Annotated in this window: 19 protein-coding genes and 1 pseudogene; 8 read left to right on the forward strand and 12 right to left on the reverse strand. The window is 65.6% G+C overall.

Translation table 11 applies throughout. From position 1 onward, the window contains the following. Window positions 1-666: pseudogene (locus GOOTI_RS22885) on the forward strand (DUF222 domain-containing protein); the annotation flags it as partial. A 51-nt stretch (window positions 667-717) separates the two neighbouring features. On the opposite strand, the gene GOOTI_RS22890 reads toward GOOTI_RS22885, so the two are convergent. From GOOTI_RS22890 to GOOTI_RS22905, 4 genes are all read right to left on the reverse strand, one after another. Further along, a complete protein-coding gene (locus GOOTI_RS22890) occupies window positions 718-1,731 on the reverse strand; it encodes a phosphotransferase family protein (protein WP_007240982.1) in 1,014 nt (337 codons plus the stop codon). After that, window positions 1,728-2,951, reverse strand: a complete 1,224-nt coding sequence (locus GOOTI_RS22895) for an acyl-CoA dehydrogenase family protein (RefSeq protein WP_007240983.1) — start codon at window positions 2,949-2,951, stop codon at window positions 1,728-1,730. The genes GOOTI_RS22890 and GOOTI_RS22895 overlap by 4 nt, the downstream gene beginning before the upstream one ends. Before the next feature lie 141 nt (window positions 2,952-3,092). Further along, window positions 3,093-3,743, reverse strand: coding sequence for a TetR/AcrR family transcriptional regulator (locus GOOTI_RS22900; protein ID WP_007240984.1), 651 nt, complete (start codon window positions 3,741-3,743; stop codon window positions 3,093-3,095). Between the two features lie 4 nt (window positions 3,744-3,747). Next, on the reverse strand, window positions 3,748-4,389 hold the full coding sequence (locus GOOTI_RS22905; protein ID WP_007240985.1) for a TetR/AcrR family transcriptional regulator: 642 nt from the start codon (window positions 4,387-4,389) through the stop codon (window positions 3,748-3,750). Window positions 4,390-4,455: 66 nt separating this feature from the next. On the opposite strand from GOOTI_RS22905, the gene GOOTI_RS22910 reads away from it, so the two are divergent. Beyond that, window positions 4,456-5,349 (forward strand): oxygenase MpaB family protein, encoded by an 894-nt coding sequence (locus GOOTI_RS22910; RefSeq protein WP_007240986.1) that lies wholly within the window; start codon window positions 4,456-4,458, stop codon window positions 5,347-5,349. A gap of 14 nt (window positions 5,350-5,363) precedes the next feature. Here the strand turns inward: GOOTI_RS22910 and GOOTI_RS22915 are convergent, their stop codons facing one another. Next, window positions 5,364-6,650, reverse strand: coding sequence for an alpha-hydroxy-acid oxidizing protein (locus GOOTI_RS22915; RefSeq protein WP_007240987.1), 1,287 nt, complete (start codon window positions 6,648-6,650; stop codon window positions 5,364-5,366). Between the two features lie 124 nt (window positions 6,651-6,774). On the opposite strand from GOOTI_RS22915, the gene GOOTI_RS22920 reads away from it, so the two are divergent. Further along, window positions 6,775-9,015: an MMPL family transporter gene (locus GOOTI_RS22920; protein ID WP_007240988.1), complete on the forward strand. Its 2,241-nt coding sequence runs from the start codon at window positions 6,775-6,777 to the stop codon at window positions 9,013-9,015. A 7-nt stretch (window positions 9,016-9,022) separates the two neighbouring features. Here the strand turns inward: GOOTI_RS22920 and GOOTI_RS22925 are convergent, their stop codons facing one another. After that, window positions 9,023-9,532 carry a hypothetical protein gene (locus GOOTI_RS22925; protein ID WP_007240989.1) on the reverse strand — a complete coding sequence of 170 codons (510 nt, stop codon included), beginning with the start codon at window positions 9,530-9,532 and terminating at the stop codon, window positions 9,023-9,025. Between the two features lie 123 nt (window positions 9,533-9,655). Here GOOTI_RS22925 and GOOTI_RS22930 point away from each other — a divergent pair, with 123 nt between their 5' ends. Beyond that, on the forward strand, window positions 9,656-10,846 hold the full coding sequence (locus GOOTI_RS22930; protein WP_039994599.1) for a sensor histidine kinase: 1,191 nt from the start codon (window positions 9,656-9,658) through the stop codon (window positions 10,844-10,846). Then, window positions 10,843-11,490 (forward strand): response regulator, encoded by a 648-nt coding sequence (locus tag GOOTI_RS22935; RefSeq protein WP_007240991.1) that lies wholly within the window; start codon window positions 10,843-10,845, stop codon window positions 11,488-11,490. The genes GOOTI_RS22930 and GOOTI_RS22935 overlap by 4 nt, the downstream gene beginning before the upstream one ends. Before the next feature lie 25 nt (window positions 11,491-11,515). Here GOOTI_RS22935 and GOOTI_RS22940 read toward each other — a convergent pair whose 3' ends face one another. Then, window positions 11,516-12,136, reverse strand: a complete 621-nt coding sequence (locus tag GOOTI_RS22940; RefSeq protein WP_039994602.1) for a LysE/ArgO family amino acid transporter — start codon at window positions 12,134-12,136, stop codon at window positions 11,516-11,518. Window positions 12,137-12,206: 70 nt separating this feature from the next. Here GOOTI_RS22940 and GOOTI_RS22945 point away from each other — a divergent pair, with 70 nt between their 5' ends. Further along, window positions 12,207-13,145, forward strand: coding sequence for a LysR family transcriptional regulator ArgP (locus GOOTI_RS22945; protein ID WP_174299174.1), 939 nt, complete (start codon window positions 12,207-12,209; stop codon window positions 13,143-13,145). A 19-nt stretch (window positions 13,146-13,164) separates the two neighbouring features. On the opposite strand, the gene GOOTI_RS22950 is transcribed toward GOOTI_RS22945, so the two are convergent. Continuing rightward, complete coding sequence (locus GOOTI_RS22950) at window positions 13,165-14,598, reverse strand: metal-dependent hydrolase family protein (protein WP_233425564.1); 1,434 nt, start codon at window positions 14,596-14,598, stop codon at window positions 13,165-13,167. A gap of 79 nt (window positions 14,599-14,677) precedes the next feature. Between GOOTI_RS22950 and GOOTI_RS22955 the strand changes: the two genes are divergently transcribed. Together GOOTI_RS22955 and GOOTI_RS22960 are read left to right on the forward strand one after the other, a co-directional pair. Next, window positions 14,678-15,349 (forward strand): GAP family protein, encoded by a 672-nt coding sequence (locus GOOTI_RS22955; RefSeq protein WP_005177982.1) that lies wholly within the window; start codon window positions 14,678-14,680, stop codon window positions 15,347-15,349. A 52-nt stretch (window positions 15,350-15,401) separates the two neighbouring features. Continuing rightward, complete coding sequence (locus GOOTI_RS22960) at window positions 15,402-16,964, forward strand: SLC13 family permease (protein ID WP_007240995.1); 1,563 nt, start codon at window positions 15,402-15,404, stop codon at window positions 16,962-16,964. Between the two features lie 91 nt (window positions 16,965-17,055). On the opposite strand, the gene GOOTI_RS22965 is transcribed toward GOOTI_RS22960, so the two are convergent. The 4 genes from GOOTI_RS22965 to ku are packed head-to-tail and all read right to left on the reverse strand — an operon-like array spanning window position 17,056 to window position 21,652. Continuing rightward, window positions 17,056-17,802: an SGNH/GDSL hydrolase family protein gene (locus GOOTI_RS22965; protein WP_227923291.1), complete on the reverse strand. Its 747-nt coding sequence runs from the start codon at window positions 17,800-17,802 to the stop codon at window positions 17,056-17,058. 21 nt (window positions 17,803-17,823) lie between these two features. Further along, entirely contained in the window at window positions 17,824-19,122 is a 1,299-nt protein-coding gene (locus GOOTI_RS22970; RefSeq protein WP_007240997.1) for an MFS transporter, read from the reverse strand. Window positions 19,123-19,151: 29 nt separating this feature from the next. Further along, complete coding sequence (locus GOOTI_RS22975) at window positions 19,152-20,675, reverse strand: flavin-containing monooxygenase (protein WP_007240998.1); 1,524 nt, start codon at window positions 20,673-20,675, stop codon at window positions 19,152-19,154. After that, window positions 20,672-21,652 carry a non-homologous end joining protein Ku gene (gene ku, locus GOOTI_RS22980; protein WP_444542612.1) on the reverse strand — a complete coding sequence of 327 codons (981 nt, stop codon included), beginning with the start codon at window positions 21,650-21,652 and terminating at the stop codon, window positions 20,672-20,674. Before ku ends, GOOTI_RS22975 begins: the two co-directional genes overlap by 4 nt. Window positions 21,653-21,695 lie beyond the last annotated feature (43 nt).

Raw genomic sequence — 21,695 nt, forward strand, 5'->3', positions numbered from 1 at the left:
CCCCCCATCATCTCCGCCGAACACGTCCGCGACATCGCCGCCCGCCCGGACACGGTGACCCGCCGGGTGGTACCGACAAACACTCCCGAGAACGCCGACGGCACCTACACCCTGCCCGCACACGGCACCGACCCCTACCGCCCGTCCACCGCCTTGGATGAGGCGGTGCGCTGCCGCGACGGCTACTGCGCCGACCCCGGCTGCGCCCATTCGGCATGGACCGCCGACAACGACCACGTCACCGAATACGACCACCACAACCCCGAGGCCGGTGGGCACACCAGCTATGAGAACCTCAACACCAAATGCCGATACGGGCACATCCAGAAAACATTCGGCAACTGGATCGATGACCAATACCGCGACCCCGCCACCGGCCGGCTGGTCACCGAATACATCACCCCCGAAGGCTTCGTCATCCCCGGCGACGCCGAAACCTTCGAAGACGCCTTTCCCGGACTACGCCGACTCCGGTTCACCCCACCAACCACCGGCGACCCGCCACCGCGTCGAATCAAGCCACCCGAGACCAACCCGCGCCACCGAACACGCGCGGCGAACAAACACGCCCGCCGCCGCGCCGAACGCCACCGCAACCGCCAACGCCGCCTCACCCGCAACGCCGACAAACCCTACGCCGACGTCGCAGGACCACCACCGTTCTGACACGGCCGACCGAGCCAGAGCAGATGTACTCCGGAAGTCGACAGTCAGTTGCTACTTGAGTGCTGCGAGTCCGGCGGCGATGAACTCTCCGGTTGCCTCCCCGGCGTGCTCGGCGCCCTCCGACGCCGCGCCTGCGCGGGCGCGATGGCTGATACCCTCCGCAATCACGCCCAGTTTGAGATTCGCCAACCCGAGATAGAACGGCCAGTCGCCGAGGTCGTTTCCGGTCAGTGCCGCGTAGCGCTGAGCCATGTCGTCGGCGGACGGGTATCTATCACTCGTCCACGCACCGTCGAACCCGAGCACCCTGTCGAACACGGGCGTCCTGTACACACACATGAGCGCAACGTCGGTGATCGGATCGCCGAGCGTCGACATCTCCCAGTCCACCACCGCGGCAACGGTTCCCGGGTCATCAGCGGCGAGAATGGTGTTGTCGACGCGGTAGTCGCCGTGGACGATCGTCGCGCGCGCATGCTCCGGCACGCGCGCACCAAGCGCCTCGACGAGTGTGTCGACATCGGGCAGGTCACGACTGCGCACATGCGACCACTGCCGAGCCCACAACTTCACCTGCCTACCCGCGAAACCTGCCGGCCTGCCGAACTCTCCGAGCCCGACCGCCTCGTAGTCGACGCCGTGCAACGCAGCCAGTGTCGAGATCAAGCCGTCGGCATTGCGCGCCACCTCGTCGTCGGACAATGCGGACAGGTCGTCGCCTGTGCGTATCACCGTTCCGTCGACGAATTCGACAATGGTGCACGGCGCCCCGAGTACCGAGCCGTCGGAGTCGAACGCCACCGGTGCCGCAACCGGGACGTCGGTACGCGCGAGCGCAGACGTCACCGCCCACTCGCGCCCCATGTCATGCGCCGACGGCGTCAGCCCGCCGGTCGGGGGCCGTCTGGCGACCCAACGATGCACACCGTCACTGACCATGAAGGTGAGATTCGACTTCCCGCCACTGATCAACTCGACGTCGAGCGGCCCGGCAACGTCGACTCCAGTGTCCACCAGGAACCGCTGCAGCGTAACGGGATTCAGAACGGATTCGACGGTGCTCATGCGTGCTCCCCGGCATCCGAGGAGGCCTGACGTTTGCGCGCACGTCCTATCGCCCTGCGCGCGATGGCCCAGCGGTGCACTTCGGACGGCCCGTCGTAGATCCGGAACGGTCGGAGTTCTCGCTGTAGTCGTGCGAGTGGCAGGTCGTCGGAGACACCGAGCCCCCCGCACATCTGGATGGAACGATCGACGATACGTGAGTATGCTTCGGCAGCAAACGTTTTCGCGATTGATGTCTCCGACGACGCATGGTGACCTTCGTCGAGTTCGTAACAGGCCTTGACCAGGAGTGCGCGCGACGCCGCGAGATCGATCTCGTTGTCGGCGACCATCTGTTGGGTCATGCCGAGGTCGCCGAGTGTCCCGCCGAATCCGTTGCGTTGGGCGACGTACTCGACGGCGATGTCGTGGCAGCGTACGGCGATCCCGAGCCAGCGCATGACGTGTGTCATACGCGCGGGGCCCAATCGCACCTGGGCGTATCGGTAGCCCTGGTCGACCTCGCCGAGCACGTCGGCGTCGGGGACAAAGACGTCGGTGAAGCGGACCTCGCAGTGGCCGCCGATCATCGCCCGGTCGGTGGTGTGGATGTGTCTCGTGACCTCGATACCGGGGGTGTCGCCCGGAGCGAGGAACATCGTCGCGCCGCCACGGTCGCCGGGCGCTCCGGCGGTACGCGCCATGATGATGTAGAAGCCGGCCCCGTCGGCTCCCGTGATGAACCGCTTCTCGCCGTTGATCTTCCAGCCGCCATCGACCTTGGTCGCCGCGGTGCGCAGTTGGTTGGGGTCCGAGCCAGCTCCTGGCGCCGGTTCGGTCATCGCGAACGCGGAGCGGACGTCACCACTGGCCAACGGCGCAAGGTATTTGAGCTTCTGCTCGTCGTCTGCGATGTGGGCCAGCATGTGCACGTTGCCCTCGTCCGGTGCCCCGATGTGCAGAGCTGCGGGACCGAACGTCGAATAGCCACCGGCTTCGAAGACCGGAACCCGATCCGACATCGAGAGTCCGTGACCGCCGAACTCGACAGGCGCATGTGGTGCGAAGATGCCCAACTGCTTGGCCTTCTCGTTCAGGTCGCGCCGTAGATCGTCGCCGCCCGCCGCGGTGATGTCCCCGTCGTTCGCGTTCTCGATCGGCAGCACGACGTCGGCGATGAATGCGGTTGTCTTCTTGACGAGGTCCGTCACGTCGGACGAGTAGCTCAGTTGCACTGCCATCAGGTCTCCGTACTCGAAATTGTCGCCGGGACTCGCCGAATCCCGGTGAGTCGATCAACACGCGCCGACCGAGCGTTCGTTCGGCGACCCCAGAGTGCCAGAAGGACGCTGCCCGGGTCAACCGATCAACCGAGTACGACCTCAGCGCTCAACGTATCCGACGGTGGCCCTCGAGAGATCCAGATTGCGTGCGATCAGCTCGTCGGGGCCCAGTTCGCCGTCGGGCTTGAACCATGTCGAGACACCGACGCAGATCGTCGTGACAGCGCGCGCGGCATCCTTGGGATACCTGGTACGAAAGTCGCCGGCGTCGACTCCGGCGAAGACGATCTCGTCGACCATCCGCTGTTGACGGTCGCGTAACCCGATGTAGGTCTGCTTGTAGCTGCTGTCGAGGCTGCGGATCTCGGTCGATCCGACGAACGCCTGCTCACGGCGATACATGTGGAAGCGGAGAAGCGATTCGACGACTGCGTCGAATTGGTCGACAGGCTCGGGACCGGCCTCGGTGACAGCCTCTTCGGAGCGGGTGAGGAGATCGGTCATCGTCCTCTCGAGCAGCCCCTGCAGCAGCGATTGCTTCGACGGATAGTGGTGATAGAGCCCGGGAACGGACAGGTTTGCCCGTGCGGCGATCTCGCGCACCGACGTGCCGTGGTAGCCGTGCTCAGCGAATGCGGCCAGCGCCGCAGCGAGTGGAACGGGCAACTCGGGCTCGCCGAAATCACGCCAGCGCCCCGTCTGCTCCCCCACTTCCGCATCGTCGACGCCGCTACTCATGGCATCCAACATATCCTCATCCACTTCGTGTCACCGCAGGCACCAGCGACATCATCAACGCGACGCCCAGATCGACCACCTCGTCGGGGCCCATCGGGACATCGTCGTCGAGCCACGCCGACAACAGTCGTGCCAGCCCGCCCACCTGGAACTGGGCGGCTCCCATGACCCATGGGCCGGGTGGCGTCTCGAGTGCCGCGGATGTGGCCTCGAGGGTGATCGACGCGAAGACGGCGGTGGAATCCCGGCGCTTGTCGGCCAGCACAGGGCTGGTGAGCATCGGCGAGAACAGCAGTCGCCCCTTCCGACGGTCGGAGTCGATGATCGCGATGATCGCCGCGACGGCAGCGCGGACCTTGTCAGCGACGCCCGAACCCGTGCTGAATGCGGACAGTGCGTCGCGCGAGATCTCGTCGATCACGCGGTCGTAGGTCGCAGCCACCAGGGCATCGATCGAGTCAAAGCTCTCGTAGAAATATCGCGGGTTGAGCGACGTCGCGCCGCACACGCCCCGAACCGTCACAGACTGAGGCGGCTGCCCGCCGAGCAACTGCAGGGCTGCGTCCATCAGGGCGATACGGCGGCGCGCCACCCGTTCGTCACCCTTGACCCCGCTATAGGTGCGAAGTCCCTCGCTCACGTCGCTCACGTCGTCCATCTTGACATCCGTGACGGGTCGGGCGTTGAATCAGGAAACAGTCGTTACCAGATAGGAGCCGCCGCGATGCCGGTGCCCGACACCCGCCCGAACGCCGTGGATAACCAGCATGGGCAGGACCGACGAGTGGACGACAGTCGCGGGCGCGACGAGATCGACAGTTCCGACCTGGTCATGCTCGGCGCCGCTGCGCTCGCCGGTCCTGCGAACGTGATCATGCAACTCGCGCTCCCAGCGGTCGGCTACGGCGTGTACGAGAGCCGCGTGGACTCCGGCAATCTGTTCAAACATCCGGTCAAACGCACGCGAACGACGTTGAGCTACCTTGCCGTCGCCGCGATGGGATCACCGTCCGACCGTCAGGCGTATCGGCGCGCCGTCGGTCGGGCACACGCCAGGGTTCACTCGACACCGCAGAGTCCCGTGTCGTACAACGCGTTCGACCCGAGTCTGCAACTCTGGGTGGCCGCATGCCTGTACAAGGGCTGGGAGGATGTCCAGCACGTCTACGGCGATCCGTCGATCATCTCCGAGGAGACCTACCGAGCGGGCGCGGTCATGGGCACCACCCTGCAGGTGCCGCCACACATGTGGCCCGCTACCCGCGCCGACTTCGAAACCTACTGGCAGGACACACTTTCAACACTGGTGATCGATCCTCCGATCCGGGAGCATCTGCTCGCGATAGCGCGCATGGAGTTCGCGGGACCGATCGTCGCCCGCATCGGGGGCTGGTGGTCGTACATCATGACGGTCGGGTTCCTCCCCGACGACTTTCGCGACAAGATGGGTGTCGAGCTCGCGCCGTGGCAGCAGACGGTGTTCGACGTGCACAACGTCATCGTTCGTCATACGGTGCGTCATCTACATCATCTACCGAAACCGTTGCAGCAGTTCCCGTTCAACCTTCTACTCGCCGACGTACGGCGCCGCGTCCGGACCGGCAGACCGCTGGTCTGACATCGTCCGGGCGCTCACCCGACGGTCGCGAGAGCCTCGGGTGTGAGGTCGTCGACGCGCGTGTGTCCGGCGAGACCGAGTGTCAGGTCGAGTTCGGCGACGATGTTGGCGACCGCGTCGCGGGCGCCGTCCGCACCCGCGAGCGCGAGTCCGTACATGTGCGGTCGTCCGATACACACCGCATCCGCGCCGAGCGCGAGCGCCTTGAAAACATCTGCGCCCGAATAGATTCCCGAGTCGATCAGCACGGCGATCCGGTTATCAACCGCCGGGCCGATGGCAGCGAGCGCGTCGATCGAACTGATCGCGCCGTCGATCTGACGTCCCCCGTGGTTGGAGACGATGATCCCGTCGACGCCCGTGTCGACGGCGCGACGCGCGTCGTCGGGATGCAACACACCCTTGAGCACGATCGGCAGGGACGTTCGCTCGCGGAGACCCTCGATCTGCGCCCAACTCAACGAGGGTCGCGAATAGATGTCGAGGAAGGTCTGCACGCCGACGCGGGGCTCCGGTCGGATGATGTTGCGCAGCAATGCTCCCGGAGTGTTCCTGGCGATGGAGATCAGGGTGCGCAATGCGCCGACCGAGATCTCTCGGCGATCGTCGCCCGCCACCGCGGCTCGCTCGGCGACGATCTCACCGAACCGGGGATCCGAGGTGTACTGGGCGATCCCCTCCGCGCGGGCGAACGGCAGTGACCCGAGATTGAGATCGCGCGGACGCCAGCCGAGCATCGTCGTGTCGAGAGTGACCGCGACGGCCGACGCCCCGACGCGTTCCGCGCGCTGCAGCAGGCTGTCGACGAGGTCGTCGTCGGTCGACCAGTAGAGCTGGAACCATCGAGGTGCGCCGGGCCGGACGCGATCCATCTCCGCGGCGACCTCTTCCATGGGCACACCACCTTGATTGGAGAAGATGTAGGGCAATCCCAACTCGGCGGCCGCATGGCCGATCATCCGGTCGGCGCCGCGCGCGACGAGGTCGCCCGCTCCGACGGGAGCGAACAGGACCGGCGCGGGCAGTCGGTCACCGAAGAGTTCGACCTCCAGCGTTCGCTCCGAGACATCACGCAGCACTCGCGGCACGATGGCGCGGCGATCGAGCGCTGCGCGGTTCGCGGCCATGGTGCGACCGCCACCCGCTCCACCCGCGATGTACGCCCAGGCGCGCGCGGACATCTTCTCGCGGGCGCGTCGTTCCAACTCGTCGAAGTCGGTCGGCACCACAGGTGTGCGACCGTGGATTCCCGCTGAATAGATGTCGTTCTGACGGGCGCGACCGGAGAGTGGTGACGGCATACCCCTCAGCGTATGACCCGCCTCACAGAACCCGACCACCGGTCATGGCCGTGATCACAGCCGACGCCCAAGCGCGACCCTCGCTACTCTGGCGGGCGACCGGTCGGGAGATCAAAGGGATCACATGGCTATCTGGTTGTACAAGCTCGGACGCGCCGCGTTTCGCCACAAGTGGATGGTCATCAGCGCGTGGGTCGTCGTCCTGATCGTCCTCGGTGGACTGGTCGGGTTCTTGAAGCCGACATTCGCGACCAACTTCGAATTGCCCGGCACCGACTCCGATCGCGCGATGTCGGTGATGAAGGAGGACTTCCCAGCCGCCAACGACCAGTTGCTGAAGTCGTCGACGTCGATCCTCGTCGCCGCCGACGACGGACTCGAGAACCACATGGGCCAGATCGACGCGCTGGTCGCCAAAGCGCGCACGCTGCCCAAGGTCATCGAGCCGCAGACCGTCGTCAACCCGGTGACCGCGGCGAAGGCGAATCCCGCCATCGCACCGAAGGTCCTCGGCGACAACGGCAAGGTCGGACTGATCCAGATCAAGCAGGACATCCGTGCCAACGAACTGACCAACGACGACATGACCCGGTTCGAGGATCTTCTCGCCGAGTTCCGCGGCAACGGGCTGCAGGTCGAGGGCACCGGATCGTTGATGCAGGTCTTCCAACAGGGCGGAGTGTCGGAACTGTTGGGCTTCGTGATCGCGTTCATCGTCATGATCATCGCGTTCGCATCCATCGTGGCCGCCTTCATCCCGATCATCACCGGCATCTTCGGCGTGGGCATCACCATGCTGCTCGTCACGTTGAGCGCCAAGATCTTCGACGTCCAGCAGAGCGCCACCACGATCATCACCATGCTCGGAATCGCGGTCTCGATCGACTACGCGTTGTTCATCGTGTCCCGCTACCGATCCGAGCTGAATCTCGGCGGGTCCAGGGAAGCCGCCGCGGGCCGAGCCGTCGGCACCGCCGGGTCGGCAGTGGTATTCGCGGGTCTGACGGTCGTTGTCGCAGTGTGTGCGCTGAGCGTCGTGGGGATCCCGTTCATCACGCAGATGGGTATCTCGGCCGGTCTTGCGGTCATCGTCGCCGTGCTCGGCGCCATCACGTTGATCCCCGCACTGCTCGGCGCATTCGGCAGGTTCGCGTTCAGTCCCCGCATCCCCGGGCTGCGTCACGGCGACGAGCCCGATTCCCAACCGTCGAACGGCCTACGGGTCGCACGCTTCATCACTCGATTCCCGCTCCCGGTTGCACTCGTGGGCCTCGTGCTGCTCGGTCTCGCCGCGATCCCGATGTCGAACATGCAGCTCGGCATGGACTCCACCGGTGACAAGGAGTACGCGGCAACGAAACTGCTCGAACGCGGCTTCGGTGAGGGTGTGAACGGTCCGCTGCTCGTCGTCGTCAGCGACGCGTCGGGCGGCGACATCGCACCCGCTGCCGATGCGGTTGTCGCTCATGTGAAGACGCTCCCGAATGTGGCCAACCCGGAGCAGGTCGTCTGGGTGGGCAACGGCAGCAACCCCCAGAATCCCCGCCAGGGAGCGACGGCTGCGCTGATCTCGGTGACACCTCAGAAGTCCCCGTCGGGCCCGGAGACGCACACCCTGATGGATCAGATCCGCGACTACGGGTCGTCGAAACCCGGTGGCGCGACAGTCAACGTGGGGGGCCAGACGGCCATCATGTCCGACATCTCCAGCAAGCTCAGCAGTGCGCTCCTGCCATTCCTGATCGTGGTGGTCGGTCTCGCCTTCGTCATTCTGACCATCGTGTTCCGTTCGTTGCTGGTGCCGCTGACCGCGACCATCGGGTTCCTGTTCTCCGTGTGCGCGACGTTCGGTGCGACGGTCTGGATCTTCCAGGAGGGCCACCTCGGGCTGATCGATCACACGAAGCCGATCATCTCGTTCCTGCCGATCTTCCTGATCGGCGTCGTGTTCGGACTCGCCATGGATTACCAGGTGTTCCTGGTGACACGAATGCGCGAGGAGTACGTGCACGGTCTGTCGGCGAAGGACTCGGTGATCGTCGGCTACCAGCACGGGGCGCGCGTGGTCGCGTCTGCCGCGGTCATCATGATCTCGGTGTTCTCGGCGTTCATGCTCGCACCCGACACCATCGCCAAGGAGATGGGTTTCGCGCTGGCCGCAGCGGTCTTCTTCGACGCATTCATCATCCGGATGGCCGTCGTGCCCGCGGTGATCGCGATGATGGGCGACTGGGCATGGAAGATCCCGCGCTGGCTGAATCGCATCCTGCCCAACGTCGACATCGAGGGCACCGAGATCCGCAAGATCCCGATCGACGACGGACCCGCCGAGACGCGAGAGGCCGTCCCGGCGGGGCAGAGCTGAACGTCGCTCACCGCGTCATGGCGCTGTGCGTCCGATGATGGTCTGCGACCTTGCCGCTCGTGACGAGTGCCTGCACGCCGAGGCTGATCGCCAGGTAGATCATGATGCTCGCGCCGTCGAGTCCGCTCATGCCGTGCTGCAGACCGTCCCCGAAGAAGGCGGGAACCACCAGGCTGATCCCGACGTGTGCCGCGATCGCGACGACCCACAGCACGACGGTGAGCGCACCTCCCTTGCGGACCATCACCCCGGCCGGATTGCGATAGACCTGCATGCTGTGGGCTCGCGGCACGGCCAGAATCGCCGCGACGACGAAGCCGACGAGAACCGCGACCACCGCACCGACGGTGACATGGTGACCTCCGCCGAGGTACTGCACGGTCTCGAAAACCCCGATGATCCCGATGATGAGCGGCAACTTGAACAAGTTGTCCTTGAGCGGCCGCTCCCGTGTCTGGCGGTACAGGATGAGGGCGAATACGAGAACGGCGATGAGCGCTGTGCTTGCGATGTTCATGCTTCGAGCATCGGCGCGCGGAGCCCGCGACACATCAACCCGAGGGTGGAACCGGGGTGGAGATCGGGTGGATTGCCACGACTCGTCCCCACCGATCGCCCCGCCCGAGATTACGGTGGCGATGTGTCAACAACCCGAGATCCGGTTTCGACGGATCGCTTGCTGATCCGCGGGATCGTCGCTGCCGCGGTCGTCGTGTCGGCCGTCGCCGATACCGGCGGACAGCCGCTCTGGGCAGCTGTGGTCGGCTGGGTAGCCGTCTGCGTCGTGGTGGCGCTGTTGGTGCGTTCCGTACTGCGCGACAGGAACGCACAGAGCTGGGGCACCCAGGTCTCCACACTGCACGCCACCTCGCTGATGGCGGCGTCGGTCGTCGCAGCGTGCGCGTTCCATGGCGGTGCGACCGTCTGGCTGCCCTACGTCGGAGTTGCCGGCGCGGCGATGTCGCAGACCCCGGCACTCGTCTCGGCACTCATCGCACTGCCCTCGGTGGCCACGCTGGGACTGTTGATGTGGTTGCAGACACACAACGCCTGGGCTGTCTGCATCAACATGGCAAGTGCCGCTGCGGTATTCGTCTTCGTCCAACTCCGTCGCCGCCAGCGTGAGGCCGCCGAACTCGCGGCGAGCCAGCGCGAGATCATTGCGGCGGAACGCGCACGAACCGCCGTCGCCGATCAGCAGCGCGAGATCTCGGCGCAACTGCACGACGTCCTCGCACACACGCTTTCCGGCCTGATCATCACGCTGCAGGGCGCCACCCTGATGGCGCAGCGCGAATCGTCCTCGGCGGAACTGACCGACACGCTGCGCACCGCAACGACACTCGCGCGTGACGGGCTCGGCGAAGCGAGAGCCGCCGTCGAATCGCTGCGTGACGACTCGATGTCCGACCAGCCGGAAGCCCTCGCGCCGTGGCTCGCCAAGACCCTGAGACAGCTGCGTTCGGGAGCAGGCCTCGACGTCATGGTGTCCGGCGACGTAGAGGATCTCGCTCCGCGCTGGCGTGATCTGGCGCGGTCGGTGCTGATGGAGGGTCTGACCAATTCGATGCGTCACGCCGCAGGAGCCCCGGTACGTATCGTGCTCACGAAGGACGTGGTGCAAGTGACATCGATCGGTGATCCGACGCGGTTCGTCGATCGCGGCCACGCGAGCGGTGGGCGCGGATTGACCGGTCTGGCCGAGCGGGTCTCCGCAGCCGGCGGGACGCTGCACTACGGTTCGACCGCAGCGGGTTTCGAGCTCAGCATGCACATGGGTACAGGACGCTCGGAAACCGGGCCGATGGACACGGGACGGGTGGGCACATGACGGTACGGGTGGTGATCGCCGACGACCAGACCGTCGTGCGAGAGGGACTGCGATCAATGCTCGCATTGTTCGATTCCCTCGACGTCGTCGGAGTCGCGGCGTCGGCAGAGGAGGCACTCGCACTCGTTGCCGGACAGTCGCCCGACGTCCTACTCACGGATCTCCGGATGCCGGGAATCGGTGGCATTGAGGGGATTCGACGACTCGTCGCGTCGGGATCCTCCACGCGCGCAGTCGCGCTGACCACCTACGACGACAACGTCACCATCGTCGAAGCACTCGACGCCGGGGCCGTCGGCTTCTTGAACAAGGACGCCGACCCCGACGCCATCGAAGCCGCGCTGGTCTCCGCGGCCACCGGCAGATCCCTTCTCGACGAAAAGGCCATGCGCGCACTGCTTTCCCGATCAGCGGACCGCAGCGACGAGTCCGGATCAGCCACCGAGACTCCCGACGGCCTCACCGACCGGGAGACCGAGGTGGTCGCGCTGATCGCCGAAGGGTTGTCGAACCAGCAGATCGCCCGACGACTGGTGGTCGGTGTGAGCACCGTCAAAACCCACATCAATCACATCCTCGCCAAGACGGGGTGTCGCGATCGGGCGGCCGTGGTGTCCTATGCGTACCGGCACAGGTTGGTCTGATACGACGTCACGCCGAAACAACACGTCACGCCGAAACAAGCAGTGCGGCACCCATTCCCACCATGATGACCGCAACGACTCCGTCGAGCACCCTCCACGCACGCGGCCTGGCGAACACCGGCGCAAGCCTGCGGCCACCGCGGCCGATCAGCGTGAACCACACAACGCTTGCCATGCTCGCGCCGATCGCGAAGGCCCACTTGCCATTTCCGTGACTGTTGGCGATCGCGCCCATGGTGAGCACCGTGTCGAGGTAGACGTGCGGATTGAGCCAGGTCAGCGCGAGCGCGGTGCCGATCGCCACCCACCGCGAGGCTGTCCGTACCTCGTCGGGGTTGGCCGTGATCGCCTCGCTTGACCGTAGGCATCGTCGTGCGGCAAGCAGCCCGAGAATCACCACGTATGTCCCACCTGCGATCTTCGCGACCGTGACCACCGTGGGATGCGCCGACACCAACGCGCCGAGACCCGCCACTCCCGCAACGATCAGCACCACATCCGAGAGCGCGCACACCGCGATCACGGGGTTCACGTGCGCACGACGCACACCCTGCTGGAGCACGAAGATGTTCTGCGGGCCGACGGCCACGATCAGGCCGGCGCCGGTCAGGAGTCCCGCAATGGCCGCGAGCAGATACGTCGTCATGCCACGAACGTACGAGTCCACTATCGACAAGTACAGCGAATGTTTCTGATGAATCATTAGAGTGTCTTATGTGGATTTGGGATCAGACGCGCTCCGGACGTTGTCGGCGGTGCTCGACGCCGGCACGTTCGACGCCGCGGCGGAGCAACTGCACATCACTCCGTCGGCGGTGAGCCAGCGGATCAAGGCACTCGAGGTCTCCGTCGGCCGCATCCTTGTCCGAAGGACCAAGCCGATCACGCCGACCCGCGACGGCGAGGTCCTCGCGCGTATGGCAAAGCAGTGGGACCTGCTCAGTCGCGAGGCCCAACTCGAACTCTCCGGCGATCTCGGCCTCTCCGGTGATCTCGACGACGTCGCGGCCGCACCGTTGGTGGATCGGCCGCGTGTGCACCTGCCCATCGCGGCGAATGCCGACTCGTTGGCCACCTGGCTCCTACCGGTACTCGCACGCTTTCACCGCGAGAATCCCGTCGCCGTCGAGGTGATCCGCGACGACGAGGCGGTCAACAGCTCGCGGTTGGTGACCGGCGAGGTGATGGGCGCCATCACCTCCGACCCGCTCGCCATCCGTGGCACCACCCTCCGGGCGCTGGGGACCATGCGCTATCTGCCGGTTGCGACTCCCGAGTTCCTCGATCTCTGGATGCCCCGCGGGGTCGACGATTCCGCGCTCGCGAAAGCGCCCATGGTCCAGTTCGACCGCAACGACGAGTTGCAGCGCAGGGTGTTGGCGATGATGTCGGGTGAGGTACTCGATCCGCCTGCCGTCTACATCCCGGCGTCGACCGAATACCACAGGGCCATCGAGTCCGGGATGGGTTGGGGCGCAGTACCGCTGGCCCAGGTGACCGATGCGCTCGAGAATGGCCGGGTGGTCACCCTGACCGACCTCTACGTCGACGTGCCACTGTACTGGCAGTACTGGACGCTCGGGTCGTCGCTGCTACGCACACTCACCGAGATGATCGCCGACGGCGCGCGGGAGCACCTGCTGCCCCCTGCGTAGCCCGGCGCGTGGCCCGGTGTCAGAGCGTGTCGAGTTGCTCGTCGATCTCCGGAATGCGTGTGATCTGCGGATGGTCGATGCGTTCGCCGCGGACGACGACCATCCACGGCGATTCGAGATTCCGAAACGACTCGAGCGGATCGTCTTCCAACACAACGAGATCGGCCGATTTTCCCGGCTCGATCGAGCCTGTCACGGAATCGATCCCGAGGATGGCGGCGTTGACCGCCGTCGTCGCGTGCAGCACCCCTCTCGTGTCGAGATCCGTGTAACGCACCAGGAAGTCGAGTTCGCGCCAGAAGTTGGAGTGCGTGACGTAACTGACCGCGGAGTCGTTGCCGACGCCCATCGCGATGCCGTGCTCGACGCAGGTCGCGATTCCCGACACCATCTCGTCGAGCACGAGCTTGGCGTTCTCCCTGACGACGTCGGTGGCGCCACTCACCGACTGGTCGAGCTCGACGAGGGGCAGACACGCCTGCACGGTGGGGATCATCGCGCTGTATCCGCGCAGCGAGTTCGGGTTGTCGAGGAACAACTCGACGACCGCGTCCGACATCTGACTGCCGTGCTCGATCGTGTCGACGCCCGCGCGAAGCGCCGAGAGAACCCCTTCTTCACTCTGCGCGTGCGCCGCGACGATCACCCCGACCGCGTGCGCCTCCTCGCACACCGCGCGCATCGCCTGCTCCGACATCTCCGGCTTGCCCGCGTAGCCGACTTCTTTCGCGTCGGTCACGCCCGCGGTCGCGGAGATCTTGATGGTCTGTGCTCCGCGTCGAAGATTCTCGAGGGTGTTGTGCCGCGCCTGCGCGGGTGTGTCACTGGTGAGCGAGATCTGCGGCGCACCGTGACCGTCGGTGATCGCCAGCAGCGGACCCGAGGGCAGGATCGTCGGGCCGAGATAGTCGCCTCGCTCGATGGCGTCACGGACGGCCATCACCTCGTAGCGCACGTCGCCGACGCTGCGGATCGTGGTGACACCGCTGTGGAGTTGATTGATCGCATTGGCCTTCGTGCGCCTGGTGGTCAGCCACCTGCCCGCGGGTGAATGCAGAACCTTCGCGACGAGATGTTTGGTGCGGGGCCCGGTGAGCAACGGCGCGAGCGGTTTGCCGTCGGAGAACAGGTGCGCGTGCGCGTTGATCAGCCCGGGGATCACGAACTTTCCTTTTCCGTCGACCACCGCGCGACTGCCGAGTTCGATACTGCCGGACGGACCGGCGTGTTCGATCGTTCCGGAGGCGTCGACGACGACCGTCCAGTTCTCGTGAACGGTTCCGTGTGCGTCGCCTGTCAGGACGGTGATATCGGTCAGTGCGAACGGGGTGATCATCGGTGTGACTCGGATCCTCTCGGGAGTTCGGTTGCGCCGCAGGCTGTGACGCAGCAGGCAGGCATCACCTGCGCGCAGCGTCGACGACGCCACTGCACACAGCGCCGAAGGCGCCACTGCACGCAGCCTAGCCCTTGCCACTATCGTCGTGCCGTACAACTGATCGGCCGTCCGACCCGGAGAGGAGCGCCCACGCATGTGGTCAGCAATAGGAGACACGCTGCCGTTGGCCGTGGGTTTGGCGCTCAGTCCCGTGGCGCTCGCGACCGCGGTCATGCTTCTGCTCGGCAGTCGTGGACGGCTCAAGACAGCACTGTTCGGTGTCGGCTGGTTCGTCGTGCTGCTGGTGATCACCGCGATCGCGGCGGCGATCGTCGACGTCGCCGACGATGATGCGCCCGAGGCGACCACGGACGGGGTCGACATCCTCTTGCTGGTCATCGCGGTGCTGTTCGCCGTCCTCGCGATGGTCGCCTGGAGGAAGCGCCCGAAGGAGGGCGACGAGGAGAAGCCGAGCATCCTCGACCGACTCGACGGACTCAGCGTGTGGGGCGCCCTGGCGATGGGCGTCGCACAGGGAGTGATCGTCATCAAGAACATACCCCTGGCAGTCGCTGCGGGAGCGCGGCTCGGGGAGGCAGACCTCGACACCGCACAACTCGTCGTCGGGCTTCTCGTGTTCGCACTCGTCGCCGCATCCGGGGTCATCGTTCCCCTCGTCCTCGCAGTCCTCGGCGGCGAGCGCGCGGCACCGACTCTCGCTCGATTCCGAGACTGGTTGAGCCACAACATGACCACGATCTCGATCGTTGTCCTCGTCGTGCTGAGCGCTTACTTCTTCGGGCAGGGCATCGGAATCCTCGACTGATGCACACCACGGTCGCGGACGGTCCGACACAGAGCAAGGAAGGTGCGCGTCGATGACGCTGAACCCAGAAGTCGCCACCGTCGTCATCCTGCTCGTGGCGATCGTCGTGTTCATCTGGAACAGGGTGTCGCCCGCGATCGTCGCGCTCGGCGTGACGATCGCATTGTTCGCCACCGGCGTCGTCGACTTCGGCGAAGCGATTTCGGGTTTCGGCGACCCGCTCGTCATCTATCTCGCCGGACTGTTCGTCGTCAGTGAGGCGCTCGACGCGTCGGGGGTGACCGCCTGGGCCGGTGCGGTGCTCACTCGATGGGTGGGTCAGAAACCCGCGGCGATCATGAGTGCCGTGATGGTGCTCTCCGCTCTGCTCGCAGCGTTCATCACTCCGAACGGAGCAGTCGCCGCGCTGATTCCGGTGGCGGTGCTTCTCGCCGCGCGCATCGGACAGGCACCCTCGCGCATGCTGATCCCGCTTGCCTTCGCCGCGCACGCCGGGTCGATGCTGACGCTGCTCGGTACCCCGATCAACGTGCTGGTTTCGGAGTTGGCCGAGGAGAACGGGGCGCGGGCATTCGGATTCTTCGAGTTCGCGATCGTCGGTGTACCCCTGCTGGTGGGCGTCGTGCTGATCTGTGTGACCCTGGGTCCACGACTGCTCCCCGAGCGGTGGCCTGCCAACGCCACCCACGATCTGAGTCGCTATGCACAGACGATCGCCGCCGAGTATCAGCTGTCGGGATCGAAGCACGACGTCGACGAGGACAACGGCATCATCGAGGTTGTCATCCCTCCCCGGTCACCGTTCCTCGGTGACGAGGTGTATCCGGGTATGTTCACCGAGGACGGCGACCTGATCATCACGGCCGTGCACCGCAACGGCAAGCTTCTCGACCACGCACACCTCGAGGTCGGCGACGTCCTCCTGCTACACGGAACATGGGATGACCTGCAGACCAAGGTGACCGGGGGTGGAATCCTCAGCGTCAACGAGCCGGATCTGATCCGACGGCAGACGGGGCATCTCGGAGCCCGCGCGTGGATCTCGTCGGCCGTGCTGGTGATCATGTGCGTGTCCCTGGCACTCGACGTGGCACCCCCGGCCATCGTCGTCCTGTGCGCAGCGGCGGCACTCGTGGCGATGAACGTGATCACGGTGCCGCAGGCCGAGCGCTCGATCTCGCTGCAGACCCTGATCGTGGTCGGCGGGATGGTGCCGATGTCGATCGCGATCCAGACGAGTGGTTTGGCGCAGCGGATCTCGACATGGATGGTCGACACGCTCGGCGGAGGCAGCCCGCTACTGCTGCTGGCCGCGATCGTGATCACCGTCCTGGTGTTGGGGCAGTTCATCAGCAACCTCGCCACCGTGCTGGTGGTGGCACCGATCGCGGTGACCGTCTCCCACACGGCCGACATCTCGGTGCTGCCGATGATGATGGCCATCACGGTGGCGGGGGCCGCCTCGTTCCTCACTCCCGTTGCGACCGCGGGCAATCTGATGGTCCAGGGCCCCGGTGGTTATCGCTTCGGCGACTACTGGAGGCTCGGACTTCCGTGCATCGCGCTCTTCGGCGCCGTGGCGATCTTCATGGTGCCGCTGGTCTGGCCCTTCTGAGAATATCCCCTTCTGAGAACATCCCCCGCTGAGAACATCTCGGTGTCTGCGGACCCCAGTCACCCGGGCCTGCTGCGTCTCGCGGACGGGGTCAGCGGAGCGTGGATGCGCCGTCGCGCGGGGGCTTCAGTGCGGCGCAGATCTGCTCGGCGTAGATCGCGTGGAACGCCGCCGAGGGATGGAATCCGTCGGCGGCGAACAGGTCGTCGCCCGGAGGGGCGAAGCGGGTGAACCTGCGGACTCGCGGGAATCGGGCGACCACGCCGTCGGCGACCTGATCGAAGGCGGCGGCACGTGCACCCAGCACCCGAGCGAGCGAAGCGGGCAATGCCGGGCACATCTGCAACATCGGCACGGGCAGCAGGACGATCTCAGCCCGGCTCGATCCTGCGCACACAGCGGCGAGCAGAGCTGTCAGATCGTCGCGCCATCGGCGCGCCGTGTGCATGTTCTTCACGTCGTTGGCACCCACCGAGATGATCACCACATCGGCCTGCGCCAGCGCTGCGTCGTCGATCAGCGTGAGCGCCTGGCCCGCGGTGAATCCTGTCCGTGCCGCCACCAGCCACTGCACCGGCACGTGTCGGCCTGCCGCGAGCCGCGTGGCGACACCGCCTGCGAGGGTGTCGAGATGGTGGCCTACACCGACGCCACCTGCGAGGCTGTCGCCGAGGACGACCACCCGCAGACAGCTCGGGTCGGAGGGGTCTCCGACAGTGCCGACATCGCCGTCGGCCTGCGGCAATCGCACGACACTCCGCTGTGCGCGGAGTCCCTGCCAGGCGATCACGGGTGTCCGCCAGGTGGCAACGCCTGCCAGGGTCACGATCTCGCGCATGTCGACCATTGTCACCGATCGCTAGGCGGCGGCCGGTTTCACCACCACGGCGTCGTCGAGCGGATGCTCGATCTCGTCGTGCCAGAGTCGCGCCGCGACGTAAAAGGCGATGGCCACGGGAACGGGAAGGATGCCGCCGATCACGAACACCGCGGTGAGACCGATGACATTGCTCAGCGGAGCGGCGATCGCCATCGACACGGGCATCAGGACGACGGCGACGAAGAAGTCGAGGCTCGCCACCCGTCCCAACAACTCTGGCGGTACCCGACGCTGCAGCAGGGTGCCCCAGAGCACTGACGGGGCGTCGAACCCGAATCCCAGCAGCGCGCCGGCGACGATGAACAGCCACGTGTGTTCGGCGACGCCCATCACGACCAGCGACAGACTCGACAGTCCCCAGATGACGAACATGACGGTGAGGTAGCGCCGCGGCATCCGGATCGACGCGAAGTACGCCGATCCGATCGCAGCTCCCACCCCGTACGCGGCGAGCACCAGCGCATGGTCGCCGGCACCGCCATGCACGCGCTCACGCAATGCGAATGGCACGAGTACCTCGATCGGACCCATGGTCGCCAGCACCAACAGCGTCGCGAAGAACAAGGTCGCCCACAGCCACGGCGTGCGCAGAACGTAGCCGAACCCCTCCGCGAGATCGGCGATGACCGCTCGAACGGGGTTGCCCCGCAGCACTTCTGGACGTCGCGGAAGCGGCTTCATCGCGAGGTAGCACGCCCCGGAACCGATACTCGCAAGAGCAGCGACCACAACGGCGGGCCCGGGGGCAGCGGCAGACACGATCAGGCCCGCCACCATCGGTCCGATCGCCTGGAAGACGACGGGACGGGCGAATCCCTCGATGCCGTTGGCTGCCTGCAACTCCGACGCCGAGACGATGCGCGGCAACAGTGCGGAGTACGCCGGGTAGTACATGCCGGTGGTGACGCCGCCGAGCAGCGCGGCGAGCGCCATCATGGACAAGGTGAGCAGACCGAGCATCGACAGCACGCCGACGGCCCCGAACACCAGCATCTTGACGACCTCGAGTGACACGATGATCGACCGTTGCGATACCCGGTCGGCGAGAACTCCGCCCGCGAGGGTCGAGACCACCATGCCGACCGCAGAGACCCCCGAGGCCCACGCGACCTGAGTGGGACCACCGCCCAGTGCGATGATCTGCCACACCAGCGCGATGGCCCAGACCCCGTCCGAGAACAACGCGAGTATCAGCCCGATGACCAGGCGCCGGAACTGCGCACCGGCCAGCGGGCGCAGAGCGCGCGGCAGCTTCGACTCGACGATCGTAGAACTCACCCCACGATGATGCCGCCTCCGGCAGCGTGTCAGCCAGCGGTTTTCGTCGGCGCCGAGTCCGCGACCGTGTGAAACTCCATCGCCTCGGTCACCTCATAGCGACGAGAGTCGATGGCGTCGAGCACCAGGTTGTGTCTGACCTGCCAGGGCGCCTGATTCGACGACTTGGGCAGCGCGACGGCCCCGCGGCGGACATAACCTGAGTCCAGCGCGAACAACATGTGCTCGGGCAGGGTTGCCGAACCGATCGTCGGTGCTGCCGACGTGTAGCCGTGTTCCCGCATATAGGCGATGAGATCGCCGACGGCCTTGCTGGTGAGATCGACCCGCAATGTCCACGATGCATTGGTGTACCCGATCGACCACGCCAGATTCGGGACGTCGCTGAGCATGTAACCGCGATACGCGAACTTCTCGTGTGGTTTGAATTCGACGCCGTCGATCGACAGCCGCGCCCCGCCGAACGCGAGCAGTTCGAGTCCGGTTGCGGTGACGATGATGTCGGCGGGCAGCTCGGTGCCCGACACCAGCTTGATCCCACCGGGCGTGAAGCGGTCGATCTGGTCGGTCACGACCTGGGCGTGCCCGGTGCCGAGCGCCTTGTAGAAGTCGGCGTCTGGGATGATGCACAATCTCTCGTCCCATGGCTCGTACCGAGGGCGGAAGTGTGTGTCGACGTCGTAGCCCTTCGGGAGGTTTCGTATCGCGATCTGCCGCAGCAGCTTTCGCGACGCTCGCGGAAATCGGCGTGCGAAGAGGTAGATCGACAGCGTGACGAGCGCATTGCGATAGCGGATCACGTCGTGCGCCCACTGCCTGGGCAACAGTCGCTGGATCCACGGCGTCGTCGGTTCCTGCCAGCCCACCGGGAACAGGTACGTCGGCGAACGCTGCAGCATCGTCACATGACCTGCGCGATCGGCCATGCTCGGGATCAGGGTGACAGCCGTTGCACCGCTACCGATCACGACGACGTTCTTGCCCGTGTAGTCGAGATCCGCCGGCCAGAACTGGGGGTGCACGATGGTCCCGGAGAAGTCTTCGGTGCCGGCGAAATCGGGGGTGTACGCCTCGTCGTATCGGTAGTAACCGGTACACAGGTAGAGGAATCGGGTTGTGTAGGTGCGTGTGTCGTCACCCACGCGGGTGGTCACGGTCCAGGTGTCCGACGCGGTGTCGAAGTCGGCAGCGGTGACGGTGATGCCGAAGTCGATCTGATCGAGCACCCCCGTCTCACGGGCCGTCTCTTCGAGGTAGTCACGGATCTCCGCACCCGACGCCATGGTCTTGCTCCCCTGCCACGGGCGGAACGGAAAGCTCAACGTGAAGATGTCGGAGTCGGAGCGCACGCCCGGATAGCGGAACAGGTCCCAGGTCCCGCCGATGCGTTCACGCTGCTCGACGATCCGATAGCGCAGACCTGGATTGCGTTCGGTGACACGGTAGGCGGCGTCGATCCCCGACAGGCCCGCGCCGACGATGAGCAGATCGAGAACTCCGTCGGTTGTGCTCGAGTCAGTTGTGCTCGGGTCGGGCGTGCTCGGATCCGTCAACTCGCCGCTCGCTTTCGTGTCGTCTTCTTGGCTGCGGTCTTCTTGGCCGGCTCCTTCTTCGCTGCAGCCTTCTTGGCCGGTTCCTTCTTCGCAGCCGTCTTCTTCGCGGGCGCCTTTCGGGGAGTAGCGCTGCTCTTCGCCGTGGCGCTGTCTTTCGCCGTGGAACTGTCTTTCGCCGTGGAACTGTCCTTCACCGTGGAACTGTCCTTCACCGAGGCACGCAGTGCGGCCAGCAGGTCGGCGACGTCGGAGTCCTCGTCGGCGGTCTCCTTTTCCTCTGCCTCCGGGAATGCCTCACCGCCTTCGGCTTTCGCCTCGATCAACTTCGACAGCTCGTCCTGATAGGTGTCGGAGAATTCCTCCGGGTCGTAGTCGGTGGCCATCGAGTCGATGAGCGACGACGCCATCTTCAGTTCCTGGTCGCGGATCTGCACGTCCTCGCCGAGGAAGTCGAAATCGGGCTTGCGCACTTCGTCGGGCCAGAGCAGTGTCTGCAGGGTCATGACACCGGGTTCGATGACCCGCAGCGCAGCCATGCGTGTGCGGTTACGCAGCGTGAAGGACGCGATCGCCAGGCGATCGGTCTCCTGCAATGCCTTCGCCAGGAGCACGTATGCCTTGGGAGACTTCGACGACGGCTCCAGGTAGTACGGCTTGTCGAAGTAGATCGGATCGACCTGATCGACGGGAACGAATTCGACGATCGAGATCTCCGGACTCTTCTGCACCGGCAGCGAGGCGAGATCTTCTTTCGTCAAGATCACCGAGTCGCCGCTGTCGGTCTCGTAGGCATTGGCGATATCGGAATAGTCGACCTCGGTGTCGGTTCCCTCGCGCACCCTGCGGTAGCGGATGCGCGCACCGTCGGACGAGTCGACCTGGTACGACTTGCGGTCGTGACTCTCCGTCGCCGAATACACCTTGACGGGCACGTTGACCAGGCCAAAGCTGAGATCGCCCTTCCAGATAGAGCGCATGGGCACCATTGTGCCACCGGTCACGTCACGGTGGTGCTCACGT

It is taken from the genome of Gordonia otitidis NBRC 100426 (assembly GCF_000248075.1).
Taxonomy (GTDB): domain Bacteria; phylum Actinomycetota; class Actinomycetes; order Mycobacteriales; family Mycobacteriaceae; genus Gordonia; species Gordonia otitidis.